Source organism: Plantactinospora soyae, from assembly GCF_014874095.1.
GTDB classification, from domain to species: domain Bacteria; phylum Actinomycetota; class Actinomycetes; order Mycobacteriales; family Micromonosporaceae; genus Plantactinospora; species Plantactinospora soyae.
Map to the genome: position 1 here is coordinate 1,183,438 of NZ_JADBEB010000001.1, position 13,691 is coordinate 1,197,128.

Consider the following 13,691-nt stretch of genomic DNA (forward strand, 5'->3'; position numbering starts at 1 on the left):
TGTCGGCTACCTCGCCGGACCGCCGGGCAGGTGGGCGCCGAACCACTCCGCCGCCTCCCGGGCCACCTGTTCCAGGGTGCCGGCCTCGGCGAACAGATGGGTGGCACCGGGTACGACCCGCAGCTCCGCGGGGCTGTCCAGCGCGGCGAGCGCCTGCTCGTTGAGTCGGAGCACCTCGTCGTCGAGCCCGCCGACCAGCAGCAGTGTGCTGGCCCGTACCCGGGTCAGGTCCGGACCGGCCAGGTCCGGGCGTCCGCCCCGGGAGACGACCGCGTGCACCTGATCCGGTCGGGACGCGGCGGCGGCCAGCGCGGCGGCGGCGCCGGTACTGGCACCGAAGAGTCCGATCGGCAGCGGCCCGGCCGGGGCGCCGCTGCCCAACCAGTCGACGATGCCCACGAGCCGGCCGGTGAGCAGGCCGATGTCAAACCGCAGCTCGCCGGTCCGGTCGTCGACCGCCTCCTCGTCCCGGGTCAGCAGGTCCACCAGCAGGGTGGCCAGGGACGCCCGGCCCAGCGCGTCGGCGACCAGCCGGTTGCGGGGGCTGTGCCGGGAGCTTCCGCTGCCGTGCGCGAACAGTACGATCCCGCGCGCGCCGGCCGGGACAACCAGGTCACCGGTCAGCTCGACGCCCCCGGTCGGGATCGTGGTCTCGGTCGTCCGGGTGTCCATCCGGCTGCCTCCCCTGCCTGTCGCGGGCCGGACGCTCCCTGCGGCGGTACGCCGGGACCGGCCTCCGGTGTCGGCCTACCCTGCGGCGGCGGGGTCAACCCCGCGACGTGCCGTGCTCGGCCCGCGCCGGGGCCGCCGGCCGTCGGGTTTGCCGGGATGGACCCGGGGAAGGCCGCTACTACGCCCGACCAGCCACCGGATGGACGATGTGCCAGCCGGCAGACGAAGGTGAGGGATGTTATGGGCCGCCAGAAATCCGGCAAGTCGAAGTCTTCCCAGACCAGCGCCACTGAGGTCGGGGAGCGGACGCCCGATCTGAGCGAGTGGACGGACGAGGCGGCCAAGGCGAGGACGATCGACGACCCGCGCCGGATGCCGCCGCGCGACTCGACCGGACTGCCCTCCAGCGGCGACCGGTACACCGAGGACCCGCGCGACCGTTAGCTGGAATTTCCAACCCGATCGGCGCGACTTCCACCGCAATGGGGTGGTTAGTCCGGTAGGCTGACCCCGGTTTCGCCCGGTGGCGTCCCCTCCGTGCCGGCGCGACCGCCGCCGAATCACCCTCGGGTGAGCCGGGGACCCAGGTAGGTGGGGTGAGTCCGCGACCGCGGTAGGGACTTGTTCCGTCCCGAACCCGTCAGCTAACTCGGTAGGCGGCCGACGGAGGGACATGCATGACGGGATCCAGACGTCGGCGGTTACCGCTGGTCCTGGCACTGCTCGCGGTGGTCGGTGCGCTCGCCGGACCGGGAGGCCGACCCGGCGCGGCGGCCCTGGACCCCGCCGCCCTCGGTGACGAGGGCGGCACCCCGCTGCTCCGCGACGTGCTCGGGTCCACCGGACGGGGCTACGTGCAGGCCAGTAACGCACTGGCCAACGCCAAGGCCCGGCAGGCGAAGCTGGCCGCCGAACTCGTCCGCGTCGAGACCCGGATAGCCGAACTGCGGCCGCAGATCGAGCTGGTCGCCCGCAACGCGTACCAGACCGGTCGGATCGGCCCGGTGCTGGCGCTGCTGCACGCCGGATCGGCCGACGAGTTCCTGGAGCGCGCCCGGGGGCTGGAGACCGTCGCCCGGCGGGACAACGACACGCTGCGCCGGCTGGGCCAGGCCCGGGACCGGGCCGCCCGGGCGAAACTGGCGCTCGACGCCGAGGTCGTCGAGGAACGCAAGCAGCTCACCATCATGCTCCGGCAGAAGCAGGCGGCCGAGCGGGCGCTGGCCCTGGTCGGCGGCGCCTCGACCGGCGGCTTCGTCGTCGCCAGCTCACCGGTCGCCCGGTCGGCGCCGCGCAACGGAGACGGCTCCTGGCCGCCGCAGTCCTGCAACCGGCCCGATCCGACCACCCCGGGCTGCGTCAGCCCACGGACGCTGCACGCGTTCAACGAGGCCCGCCGAGCCGGCTTCACCCGGTTCACCTCGTGCTACCGCTCTGGTGGGCCGTACGAGCACCCCAAGGGTCGGGCCTGCGACTTCTCCGCCCAGGCCGGCGGGTTCGGCGGGAACGCCAAGGGACCCGACCGGACGTACGGCAACAACCTCGCCGCCTTCTTCGTCCGCAACGCCGACCGGCTGGGCGTGCTCTACGTCATCTGGTACCGGCAGATCTGGCTGCCGACGACCGGTTGGAAGTCGTACGGCGGTGCGCACGGCGACGCGTCCAGCGACCACACGAACCACGTACACCTGTCGCTGCTCTAGGGCGTTCTCGCCCTGGCCGGCGGTCCGGCCGGTCGGCCTACGGCTCGCGCTCCGGGGTCCGCCGCACGGGTGCCCGACCGGCCGGCTGCGCCGGTTGTGGTCCGGACGATTCGATCGGCGGCACCGGCCGGGTCACCGGATTGTCGCAGGTGACCCGCAGCAGCTCACCGTGGTGCAGCAGCTCCATGACGTCGTCGGGGTCACCGTCCCGCAGCACGTACGTCGCCGCGTCCGACCGCACGTCCACCCGCAGGTGCACGCCACGCCAGCGGAGCGAGAACTCCAACCGGTCGATCCGGCTCGGCAGTCGAGGGGTGAAGGAGAGGGTTTCGGTGTGGTCCCGCAGCCCGCCGAACCCGGCCACCAGGGCGATCCAGGCGCCGGCCAGCGAGGCGACGTGTACGCCGTCCCGGGTGTTCTGGTTCAGGTCGTGCAGGTCCATCAGGGCCGCCTCGCCCAGATAGTCGTGCGCCAGCTCCAGGTGCCCGACCTCGGCCGCCAGCACCGCCTGGGTGCACGCCGACAGCGACGAGTCGCGGACCGTACGCCGCTCGTAGTAGGCGAAGTTCGCCGCCTTCTCCTCGTCGGTGAACGCGTCCCCGCGCCAGTGCATCGCCAACACCAGGTCGGCCTGCTTGATCACCTGTTTCCGGTACAGGTCGAAGTACGGGTAGTTGAGCAGCAACGGGTACTGCTCCGGTGGCGTACCGGCGAAGTCCCACTCCTGGAACCGGGTGAACCCCTCCACCTGCGGATGCACCCCGAGCTCCGGGTCGTACGGGACGTGCATGTCGTTCGCGGCGTCCCGCCAGGCGGCGGTCTCCTCGTCGTCGACGCCCAACCGGTACGCCTGCTCGGCGTGCCGGGCGACGGCCTCGGCGGCGGCCAGCAGGTTCCGCTGGGCCATCAGGTTGGTGTAGACGTTGTCGTTCTTCACGGCGGTGTACTCGTCCGGACCGGTCACCCCGTCCAGGTGGAACTTGCCGTGCCGGTCGTGGTGGCCGAGCGAGCGCCAGAGCCGGGCGGTCTCCACCAGCAGTTCGAGCCCGGCCTCCCGCTCGAACTGCTCGTCCCCGGTGGCCTGCACGTACCGGCGTACCGCGTCGGCGATGTCGGCCGCGATGTGGAAACCCGCCGTGCCGGCCGGCCAGTACGCGGAGGTCTCCTGGCCCCGGATGGTCCGCCAGGGGAAGGCGGCGCCCTGTAGCCCGAGCGTCCGGGCCCGCTCCTGGGCCAGGTGCAGCGTGGAGTGCCGCCAGCGCAGCGCCGAGGCGACCGCCGACGGCAGGGTGTACGTCAGCACCGGCAGCACGAAGGTCTCGGTGTCCCAGAACGCGTGGCCGTCGTAGCCCGGTCCGGTCAGGCCCTTGGCGGCGATCGGTCGCAGCTCAGCCCGGGCGCCGGCCTGGAGCACGTGGAAGAGCCCGAACCGGACCGCCTGCTGCACCTCCGGGTCGCCCTCCACCTGCACGTCGGAGTCGTTCCAGAAGGTGTCGAGGTAGCCGCGTTGCTCGGCGCAGAGCCCGTCCCAGCCGGAGAACCGGGCGCCGGCCAGCGCCGCGGCGACCTGATCGCGCAGCCCCGGCCGGGACCGCCGGCTCGACCAGCCGTACGCGACGTACTTGACCACCCGCAGCCGCTCGCCCGGCTTGAGTACGCAGGTGACGGTGGTCCGGGCCCAGTCCTCGTACGCCTCGTTGCCCACCACCTTGCGCTCCGGCCCGTGCACCTCGTGGCTCATCGAGACGGCCAGCCGCAGCCCGCTCGCCTTGGTGCGGTGGACCAGCAGGGCACCGTCGCTGTTCACCAGGCGTTCCTCGGCCTGCAACGGCGACTCCAGTACCGCCGCCACCCGGGGATCGCGGCTCTGCGTCGGCAGTTGCTCGTTGGCGACCAGTTCCGACTGCACGATCAGCCGCATCGGACCGTCGACCGGCTCCACCCGGTACTCGATCGCCGCTATCGAGCGCTGGGTGAACGACACCAGCCGGGTGCTGCAGATCCGCACCGTACGACCGGCCGGCGAGCGCCACTCGACCGACCGTTGCAGGGTGCCGGCCCGCAGGTCGAGCACCCGCTCGTGGTGCAGCAGTTCGCCGTACCGGACGTCGAACGGTTCGTCGTCGACGAGCAGCCGGATCGGCTTGCCGTTGGTGACGTTGACCAGCGTCTGACCGGACTCGGGGAAGCCGTACCCGGCCTCGGCGTACGGCAGCGGGCGCAGCTCGTAGAAGGAGTTCAGGTAGGTCCCGGGCAGGCCGTGCGGCTCGCCCTCGTCCAGGTTGCCGCGCAGCCCGATGTGTCCGTTGGAGAGTGCGAACACCGACTCGGACTGGGCCAGCACGTCCAGGTCGAGCCGGGTCTCCCGGACGTGCCACGGCTCGACCGGATACGCCCGTTCCCGGATCATCTGTTTCCGCCTTCGGTCCGTGGCCCGGGCAGCAGCTCGGACAGGTCCTGGACCACCACGTCGGCCCCGTGTTCGCGCAGCGCGTCGGCCTGGCCGACCCGGTCCACCCCGACCACGAAGCCGAACTTCCCGGCCCGACCCGCCTCGACCCCGGCCAGCGCGTCCTCGAACACCGCCGCCTGCTCGGGGCGTACCCCGAGTTGTTCGGCGGCGGCCAGGAAGGTGTCCGGGTGGGGCTTGCCGCGCAACGACCGTTCCCGGGCCACCACACCGTCCACCCGGACCTCCACCATCGGCGCGAACCCGGCCGCCGCGATCACGTCACCGGCGTTGGCGCTGGCCGAGACGACCGCCCGGCGCAGTCCGGCCGCCGCCGCCGCGTGCAGGTAGTCCACCGATCCCTGGTACGCCTGCACGCCGTCCCGCCGGATCACCTGGAGCAGCAGCACGTTCTTCCGGTTGCCCACCCCGTGGACCGTCTCGGCGGTCGGCGGGTCGTCGGGTTGCCCCTCGGGCAGGACGATCTGCCGGGAGGCGAGGAAGGTGCGTACGCCATCGGCACGGGGCCGACCATCGACGTACCGGTTGTAGTCGTCCCCCGGGTCGTACGCCCGGAACGGCTCGCCGGTCTCCGCCGCGCGCCGCCGGAGGAAGTCGTCGAACGTCTCCGCCCAGGCCGCGTTGTGCACCCGGGCGGTCTGGGTCAGCACACCGTCCAGGTCGAACAGGCAGGCGGTCACCTGCGCGGGTAGCCCCAACACGCCTAACAACCTATCCGCACCGCCACCAACCGGCACGGTTAAGCCCCCGGGCCACGCCGGAGCGGAAAGGAAGGGCCCCTTCCTATCGTTTTCTGTAGAAGAAGGGCCCCTTCCTAACACCCCTGCCTAGCCGTGCCCGCTGTGGGCGGGCGGGCGGCCCGGCGACTGGCCCGGTTCGACCACGACGAACTGGCCCATCATTCCCTGGTCCTCGTGGTAGAGCAGGTGACAGTGGAACATGTACGGGATGTTCGGGTCGGCGTAGTCGGCGAACCGGGCGATGATCCGGATCGGGCGGTTCGCCGTCACCAGCACGGTGTCCTTCCAGCCCCGCAGCTCGGGCGGCGGCTCCCGGCCGTCCACCGAGAGCACCTGGAACTGCACGTCGTGTACGTGCAGGTTGTGCGGCGTACCGTCCTGTTTGGCGATTTCCCAGATCTCGGTGGTGTCCCGGGTGACCGCGAAGTCGATCCGCCCCGGGTCCATCGCCCGGCCGTTGATCTTCCGGTCCGAGAGTTGGAACCGGCGGGTGGTGGCCGCCGTCGCCGGGTCCAGCCGGTCGATCGGGACGAGCCGGGCCGGCACCTCGGGCGTCGGCGCGAGCTCACCGGCGGCGCGCAGTTCCAGCACGTCGAAGGAGTCGTCTCCGCCGCTGAACCTGCTGCTGAAGAAGTCGACGCCCGCGTTCGGCGGGTAGCTGCGCAGCACGACCCGCTCGGCCGGCCGCATCGTCACCACGATTTCGGCCCGCTCGCCTGGGGAGAGCCGGATCCGGCCGGTCTGGTGCGGGCTGGCGAGCAGCCCGCCGTCGGTGCCGATCAGGGCGAAGCCACGGCCGTCGGCGAACCCGAAGTCGTACGACCTGGCGTTGGAGCCGTTGAGCAGCCGCAGCCGGACCCGTTCCGTGCTGACGTCGAGGTACGGCCCGACGGTGCCGTTGACCAGCAGCGTGTCGCCGAGGATGCCGACCCCGCCGAGCAGGCTCCGGCCGTCGTCGAACTGCCCGTCGGAGTCGAACCGGCGGTCCTGCACGATCACCGGGATGTCGTCGACGCCGTACCGCCGGGGTAGCGCCAGCGCCGCCGACGGCTCGTCGTCCAGGATGAACATCCCGGCCAGTCCCCGGTAGACGTGCTGCTCGGTCTCGCCGTGCGGGTGCGGGTGGTACCAGAGGGTGGCGGCGGGTTGGTCGACGGTCCAGTGCGGCGACCAGGTCGCGCCCGGCCGGACCATCTGGTGCGGCCCGCCGTCCATCACCGCCGGCAGGTGCATGCCGTGCCAGTGCACGCTGGTCGGACGGTCCAGTCCGTTGACGACGTTCACCAGTACCTTCTCGCCGCGCTTCGCCCGCAGCGTCGGGCCCAGGTAGTCGCCGTTGTAGCCCCAGGTACGGGTCTGGCCGCCCTGGCCGAGGTCGCGCCCGCCGGTCTGCGCGCGCAGGTCGAACACCCGCCGGCCCTGGGCGTCGATCCTGGACTCGGCCAGTGGCGGTACGGCCAGTCGGTGGACGAAGTCGACCTTCCCGGTGGTGTCGACGACGGTGCCGGTCCACGCCCAGGTGCCCAGCGCGACGCCACCGCCGCAGAGCAGCAGTACCCCGGAGAGCACTCCGACCAGCACTCTCGTCCAACGCCGCGATCCCTCGCCGGCCATTTCCGACACCTCCCGATAGCTCCGACAGCTACATGTAGCGTGCCTTCATATCGGGGCGGCGTCCATGCCGGACGGCGGAACTCAGGGACGGCTCAGGGGGACCCGTACCCGGGGCCCAGGGTCGCCCCCCGGCAGCGACCGGCGCACAGATCGGCCGGGCCAGCCACCGCGTGGGCGGACGACCCGGCGCGGCGGTCTGCCGACGGCGGCGGGAAGGGAGCTGACCCGGCGCGGCGGCCCACCGGCGACAGCGGGACGGCGGCGACAGCGGGACGGCGGACGACCGCGAGACGGGCGAGGAACTACCGGCGCTTCAGCGTCCAGAGCACCGTCATCTCGGTGGTCACCTCGCCGTCCTCGGTGCCGATCTCGACCGACACCGGGAACTCCGGCCGGGTCCCGGCCTCGAACTCGGCGATCACCTCGGCGGCCGGGCGACCCAGCCGGGCGGTCGCCCGCACCGCGCCCATCGCCAGTCGCCGGTAACGGATCTCGGCCTGCGCCGCCAGCGGCACGGCGCGGTCGAAGAGCTGGCCGAACGTGCCGAGTACGACCGCACCGGAGGCGGTCTCGCCGAGCGTGAACAACGCGCCGGCGTGCGGACCGCCGACATGGTTGTGGGCCGGTGGCGAGTCGGGCAGCCGGACGACGGCGCGTACCCCACCGGTCTCGTCCGGGGTCACCTCGACGAGTTCGAAGCCGAGGGTCCGGGCGAACGGTACCGAGCCGAGCAGGCCAGCGGCGATCTGCCGCGCGTCGGGAGACATGGCCGTACGCTACTCGCTGGTAACTTACCCCGGCAAGCCTCCACCGAACTGGGAGCTCACCCCGGCAAGCCCCGACCGAACTGGGAACTCACCCCGGCAAGCCCCGACCGCACCCGAGCGGGCTTCCCGGGGTGCGCAGCCGAGCCGGCGCACCGACCGGGTGGGTCAGCGCCATCCCACGTCGATCCGGTCGCCCCGCTCGTCGAAGAAGTGCACCGCGTCCATCCGTACCGAGACCGCCATCGGGTGGCCCGTGGTGACGGCCGGGTACGGGGCGAGCCGTACCGCCAGTTCGGCCGGTCGCCGATGGTGCCGCCCCGGATCGTTCAGAACACTGGTACGCCCACCCCGGTCCTCGGGTGCCGGTTGCCCCGAACCGCCGGTCGCCCGGCCGGTCAGCCGCTGCATCACCTGCCCCAGTCGACGGAGCCCCCGGCCCGCACCGGCGGACCGCTCCTCGGTCACCGGGCCGCCGAGATCGTCGACGACGATCGCGGTCGCACCGATGTCGAGGAACGCCAGGGACTCGTGTCCGTGATGCTCCAGATAGCGGATCCGCCCCTGGAGTACGTCCCCCGGGGTGTCCGGCGCCACCGGGGTCAACGCCTCCGCGCGCATCCCGAGCACGATCCGCTCACCGTGGTAGTGCGCCACCGCCCGCGCCCGGATGTCGTCCCAGGGCAGGTAGAGCGCCTGCTCTCCGAGGTTGAGCGTGACGTACCGGTCCAGGTGCACGTAGACCGTGGCCTCCAGCAGGTTCATCCTGGGACTGCCGAGGAACGCGGCGACGTACAGGGTCGCCGGTCGGCCGTATACCTGGGTCGGCGTGCCGACGTCCTGGAGTACGCCCTTCCGCATGATCGCGACGCGGTCCGCCATGGTCAGCGCCTCGGCCTGGTCGTGGGTGACGTAGACCGTGCTCACCCCGAGTTCGCGGACCAGTCCGGAGATCTCGGCGCGCAGCTCCGCCCGCAGTCCGCTGTCCAGGTTGGACAATGGCTCGTCCATCAGGAAGAGCCCGGGGCGCCGGACGATCGCCCGGCCCATCGCGACCCGCTGCCGCTGACCGCCGGAGAGCTGGCTGGGCTTGCGCCCGAGTACGTCGCCGATGCCCAACGCGCTCGCCACGTCGGCCACCCGTTCGCCACGCGGTCCTTCCTCCACTCCCGACAATCGGAGCGGAAAGGCTATGTTCGCCCCGACGGACATGTGCGGATACAACGCGAAATCCTGGAACACCATCGCGATCCCGCGTTCGCGCGGCGGCAGGTCGTTGGCGAGTTCGCCATCGAGCAGCACGGCGCCACTGGTCGGATCCTCCAGCCCGGCGACCATCCGGAGCACGGTGGACTTTCCGCAGCCCGAGGGGCCGAGCAGCACCATGAACTCGCCGTCGTTGACGTCGAGACTCACCTTGTCGACCGCCACTGTCCCGTCCGGGAACACCTTCGTGACGTCTTTGAGCGCGACGGTGGTCACCGTCACCTCCCCGCAGCTTAATGGCCGGCCCCGGAATGACTGTGACTAGGATCATGGCCTAAGCCCATCGGGTAAACGTGCCATGTTCACGTTGTGACATGACGGTTACCAGACTCGGTGCGACAGGCGACGCGCCCTGTGCCAGGGCCGGCGGACCTCAGAGTAGTCGACAGTGACCGACCGTGCTGCCACCCCGACGCCGCGGGACGTCGTCGTCGGCACCGGGCGACGCCGGGAAGCCACCCCGGGGCGGCCGGGACGAATCCGCGCGGGTCAGCACGGGTCCGGCCGGGCCACGACCGGACGGCAGCGGACCGGCCGGACCGGCGGTGGCGAGATCCGGTGTGCTCTCCCGGACCGACGCGGTGCCGAACTCAGCGTGCCGGGGCAGGCCGGACCACTGCGCGCCGGCGTCCCGCAGGAAGTACTCCAGCCCCGGATCCCAGGTGTGTCCGGCCGACCGTCGCTGGTAGACGTAGCCGAGCGGATGGGTCCGGTAGATCAGTCCACCGGCCCGCCGGACCCGGTCGATCAGTCCCCGGTCGACCGATCGGGGCACCGGCCGCCAGCCGCCGACCTCCTCCAGGTCACCCCGGCCGATCAGCATCGTGCCGCCGGCGACGACCGGGGCGAAGCTCTCCGGCGCCCCCGCGTCCCGCCGGACCGTGGTGCCCAGGGTCTCCACGTAGACGAACTCGGCCGGCTTGCCGACCAGCGTCGCCCCGGAGTGGTGCCGGGCGAGCACCAGGTCCCAGACGTGCTCCGGTCCGTACGTGTCGTCATCGTCGAACTTGGTCACCAGGCTGCCCCGGGCCCGGGCGGTGGCCGCGCCGACCGCCTCGCCGAAACTCTGCCCGGCCGGCACCTCGACGATCTCCAGTTGTCGGGTGCAGCGCGCCAGCCGGGTACGCAGGTCGGCCGGCAGGCCCACGCCGTGCAGGCAGAGCACGATCTCCAGCTCGGGATAGCTCTGCGCCTCGATCGCGGCGACCGCGTCGAGGACGTACGCCAACCGACGGGTGACCAGCAGGGCGGAGACCGAGGGCAGCCGCCCGAAGCCCGGAAAGGCGTCCACCGTCAGCCGGGGCAGCGCGAACTCGCGGCCGTGCCGGCGCATCGCGGCACGACGCTGGCGTACCGCCCGTGCCTCCCAGTCCAGGTCCGCGTACCGGGCGGGCGCCGGACCGGGCCGGTCGGGCAGCGGCCCGGCGAGCAGTTCGACCAGCTCGTCGGCCAGGTGCGCGGCACAGGCCGGCGGCAGTTCCGGCGCGTGGACCAGTACGCCGGCCAGCACGAGGTGCAGCAGCAGCGCCGCCTCCGCCTCCGGGTACCGCCCCGGAATCGCCCGGCAGTCGAGCACGCCGATCCCGTCGAGTGCCGCCCGGACCTCCTCGGCCGGCCACCGCCGGTCCAGCCGGCCGCCACGGTCGAGCCCGTCCGGGCCGACGATCCGCCAACCCCGACCGTCCGGATCGGAGGGAAAGGTCAACTCCGCTCGGGGCGCGGCGGGACCGAAGGGTCCGTAACGACCGACGGGTACGGCGTGTTCGAGGTCCAGCAGCACCGACGTCCGGCCCACGCCGAACCCGTCGCCGACCGGGGACGCGGCACCGTACCGGTCGACGGTGCACACCTCCCGGTACGACGGACCGGTCGCGCCGCCCGCCGTACCCGGTGCGGCGTCGCCCGGCCGGAGCACGATGTCGTACGGGCGGATGTCGTCGCTGCCGGGCAGTTCACCGGCGATCGCGTCGAGGCGGGGGCCCGCGCCCAGCCACTCGGGGAAGACGTCCTGGGCGGTCACCTCGGGACCACCCGGCGTCGGCATCGGGCGTACCGGAAGAAGCAGCGGCAGGACGGCGACCAGCACCGAGCGGAGTGGGACGGACCACCTGACCTCGATCTCGACCACCACCCGGCCCCGGTCGTCCCGGGGTGTACGGACCCGCTGGGTGAGCAGGTGCGGCAGTGGACCCAACCGCCCGGACCAGCCGCGCTGGGGGATCTGCCACTCCTGCACCACGACGGTGACCCGGCGTACCCGGGCCAGCGAGACCGGATGGTCGAGCAGCCGTCGCAGCCGGTCCACCGAGCCGGCGGTGACGACCATCCGGCCGACGAAGACCTGGTGCCACGGCCCGACCGGTCCCCGGCGACGCCCGGCCCGCCCGGGACGGCTTCCCGGCGGTCCGGTCCGGGTTCCCCGCTCCGGCAGTCCCGGCGCGGTGCCGTCGTCCGGCAGCTCGGTCAGACCGGAGCCACCGTCGTCCGGCAACTCGGTCAGGCCGGAACCGAGCAGGGCGAGCGGCCACCGTCGGTGCCGCCGGTCAGCCGGATCACCGATCCGGACCCGCCAACGGAGGTACTTCTCCGGGCGTTCGCTGCCTGGCACGTCGATCCCTCCATCGACTGAGGACGAACCTCAGGCTACGTGTCGCAATCGCGAAGACACTTACCGTAGCCGCATCCCGTGGCGATTTCATCGGACATCGCACGCATGTCGCGTCGAATATCAGCACTGGGCGATCGGATGACTACACTGTGCCGCGTGTCCAGTCGCGCCCGGGCCACGGCGGCCCGTTCCCAGGTCCGGTTGTTCCGGAACGACTGGAGTCCACTGCGCCCGCCCGACCTGGACGACTGGCGACCGACCCGGTCGGTCTCGCTGGTCATTCCGGCCCACAACTGCCAACGCTCCCTCGACCTCACCCTGGCCGCGCTGCGCCACCAGACCTATCCGGCGGAGCTGTTCGAGGTGGTGGTGGTCGACGACGGCAGCGATCCACCCCTGACCCTGCCGGCCATCCGGCCGGAGAACTGCCGCGTCGTACGGATGGCCGACCACTCCGCCGGCTGGGGACGGTCCGCCGCACTGGACCTCGGGGCGCGCAACAGCGGCGGCGAGATCCTGCACTGGCTCGACGCGGACATGGTCGTCTTTCCCGAACACGTCGCGGCGCAGGCCCGCTGGCAGCACGTCAGCGACGAGGCGGTGACGCTGGGATACAAGCGCTTCACCGACGCCGACTGGCCCGATCCGGAGCAGGTCGCCCAGTGTTGCGCCGCCGGCACCGTCGACCGGCTCTTCCGGTTCGAGGAGACCGAGCCACACGAGTACGTCGAGCGGCTGATCGACGACACCGACCAGCTCCGGGCCGGGGACCATCTCAACTTCCGGGCGCACGTGGGTGCCACCGCCGCACTTCCCCGGTCGCTGTACGAGGAGACCGGCGGACTGAACCCCGAGTTGCGGCTCGGCGAGGACACCGAGTTCGGCTACCGGCTCGCCCAGGCGGGTGCCGTGTTCGTGCCCGAGCCCCGGGCCCGGAGCTGGCACCTGGGGCCGTCGCACATGATGACCAGGGGCGAGTCGCTGCGCCGGTACAACCGCCCGTTCCTGGCCGACCTGATGCCGCAGCCCCGTTATCTCCGGCCGGCCGCACACCGAGGCTGGGCCGTACCGCTGGTCGTCGCGGTGGTGCCGGCCGGCGGCCCGTACGAGTTGGTCCGGACGTGTGTCGACCGGTTGCTGGCCGGCGACCAGACCGACCTGCGGGTGTTGCTGGTGGCCGACTGGGCGGAGCTGTCCGACGACCGCCGTTCGGTGCTCGCCGATCCCCTGTTGGACCGCCGGCTCCTCGCCGCCACCTACCGGTCCGAGCCCCGGGTGCAACTGGCCGGACAGGCTCCGGAGACCGCGTTTCCGGCGCCGTACCTGCTGCAACTCGCCCCGCATCTCGGCGTCGACGCGGACAGCGTGCGGCGGCTGGTGGCGGTCGCCGACCAGTGGCAGGTCGGCCTGGTCCGGCTGCTGCCGCCCGGGGCGGTCTCGCCCGAGGACGGGATGTCGCTCTGGCGCACCTCGGCACTGTCCCGGGCCCGACGGGTCCGCCGACCCGGCGAGCAGCTCGACGAGGTGGTGGCCGAGGTGGCCGGCCGGCGCTGGGTCAGCGGGAACGACTTCGGCGTACTCGACCTGCGGCTGTTGCCGGAGAACCAGTGGGTGGCGCCGCGCCCCCGCCTGGTGGTCCGGCCCGCGAAGCGGTCCCGGCGGGCGGCGACGCTCGGGGTTGAGACGATCCCGGTCGGCGGGATCCGGTCCCTCGCCAACGCCACCCGGTTCGTCGCCGGCCGGTACGCCGGACTGGCCGCCGACCGGGTCCGCCAGCGGGTACGCCGACCGCCCCCGACCGCCGACTGAAGCACGGTCCACCGTCGTACACACGTTCTATCCACAGCCTGTGGA

General features: G+C 72.4%; 10 protein-coding genes and 1 riboswitch. Of the genes, 3 read left to right on the top strand and 7 right to left on the bottom strand.

Going from position 1 to position 13,691, the window contains the following annotated elements; translation table 11 throughout:
* Positions 1 to 6: 6 nt before the first annotated feature.
* Positions 7 to 672, bottom strand: coding sequence for a dienelactone hydrolase family protein (locus H4W31_RS05280; protein WP_192765613.1), 666 nt, complete (start codon positions 670 to 672; stop codon positions 7 to 9).
* A 240-nt stretch (positions 673 to 912) separates the two neighbouring features.
* Here H4W31_RS05280 and H4W31_RS05285 point away from each other — a divergent pair, with 240 nt between their 5' ends.
* Both H4W31_RS05285 and H4W31_RS05290 read left to right on the top strand, forming a co-directional pair.
* On the top strand, positions 913 to 1,116 hold the full coding sequence (locus H4W31_RS05285) for a hypothetical protein (RefSeq protein WP_192765614.1): 204 nt from the start codon (positions 913 to 915) through the stop codon (positions 1,114 to 1,116).
* Positions 1,117 to 1,215: 99 nt separating this feature from the next.
* A riboswitch (cyclic di-AMP (ydaO/yuaA leader) is annotated at positions 1,216 to 1,346 on the top strand.
* Positions 1,347 to 1,349: 3 nt separating this feature from the next.
* Positions 1,350 to 2,375, top strand: a complete 1,026-nt coding sequence (locus H4W31_RS05290; RefSeq protein WP_192765615.1) for a coiled-coil domain-containing protein — start codon at positions 1,350 to 1,352, stop codon at positions 2,373 to 2,375.
* A gap of 37 nt (positions 2,376 to 2,412) precedes the next feature.
* On the opposite strand, the gene H4W31_RS05295 is transcribed toward H4W31_RS05290, so the two are convergent.
* From H4W31_RS05295 to H4W31_RS05320, 6 genes are all read right to left on the bottom strand, one after another.
* Positions 2,413 to 4,785 carry a glycoside hydrolase family 65 protein gene (locus tag H4W31_RS05295; protein ID WP_192765616.1) on the bottom strand — a complete coding sequence of 791 codons (2,373 nt, stop codon included), beginning with the start codon at positions 4,783 to 4,785 and terminating at the stop codon, positions 2,413 to 2,415.
* A complete protein-coding gene (locus tag H4W31_RS05300; protein ID WP_192765617.1) occupies positions 4,782 to 5,546 on the bottom strand; it encodes a beta-phosphoglucomutase family hydrolase in 765 nt (254 codons plus the stop codon). Before H4W31_RS05300 ends, H4W31_RS05295 begins: the two co-directional genes overlap by 4 nt.
* Positions 5,547 to 5,672: 126 nt before the next feature.
* The gene (locus H4W31_RS05305; protein WP_192765618.1) at positions 5,673 to 7,199 is read right to left on the bottom strand and encodes a multicopper oxidase family protein; all 1,527 of its coding nucleotides are present in this window, start codon (positions 7,197 to 7,199) and stop codon (positions 5,673 to 5,675) included.
* Positions 7,200 to 7,501: 302 nt separating this feature from the next.
* Positions 7,502 to 7,966 (bottom strand): DUF4442 domain-containing protein, encoded by a 465-nt coding sequence (locus H4W31_RS05310; protein WP_192765619.1) that lies wholly within the window; start codon positions 7,964 to 7,966, stop codon positions 7,502 to 7,504.
* Positions 7,967 to 8,131: 165 nt separating this feature from the next.
* On the bottom strand, positions 8,132 to 9,445 hold the full coding sequence (locus H4W31_RS05315; RefSeq protein WP_192771861.1) for an ABC transporter ATP-binding protein: 1,314 nt from the start codon (positions 9,443 to 9,445) through the stop codon (positions 8,132 to 8,134).
* Positions 9,446 to 9,602: 157 nt separating this feature from the next.
* The gene (locus H4W31_RS05320) at positions 9,603 to 11,837 is read right to left on the bottom strand and encodes a glycosyltransferase family 2 protein (RefSeq protein ID WP_192765620.1); all 2,235 of its coding nucleotides are present in this window, start codon (positions 11,835 to 11,837) and stop codon (positions 9,603 to 9,605) included.
* Between the two features lie 156 nt (positions 11,838 to 11,993).
* Between H4W31_RS05320 and H4W31_RS05325 the strand changes: the two genes are divergently transcribed.
* Entirely contained in the window at positions 11,994 to 13,646 is a 1,653-nt protein-coding gene (locus H4W31_RS05325) for a glycosyltransferase (protein ID WP_192765621.1), read from the top strand.
* Positions 13,647 to 13,691: the final 45 nt, after the last annotated feature.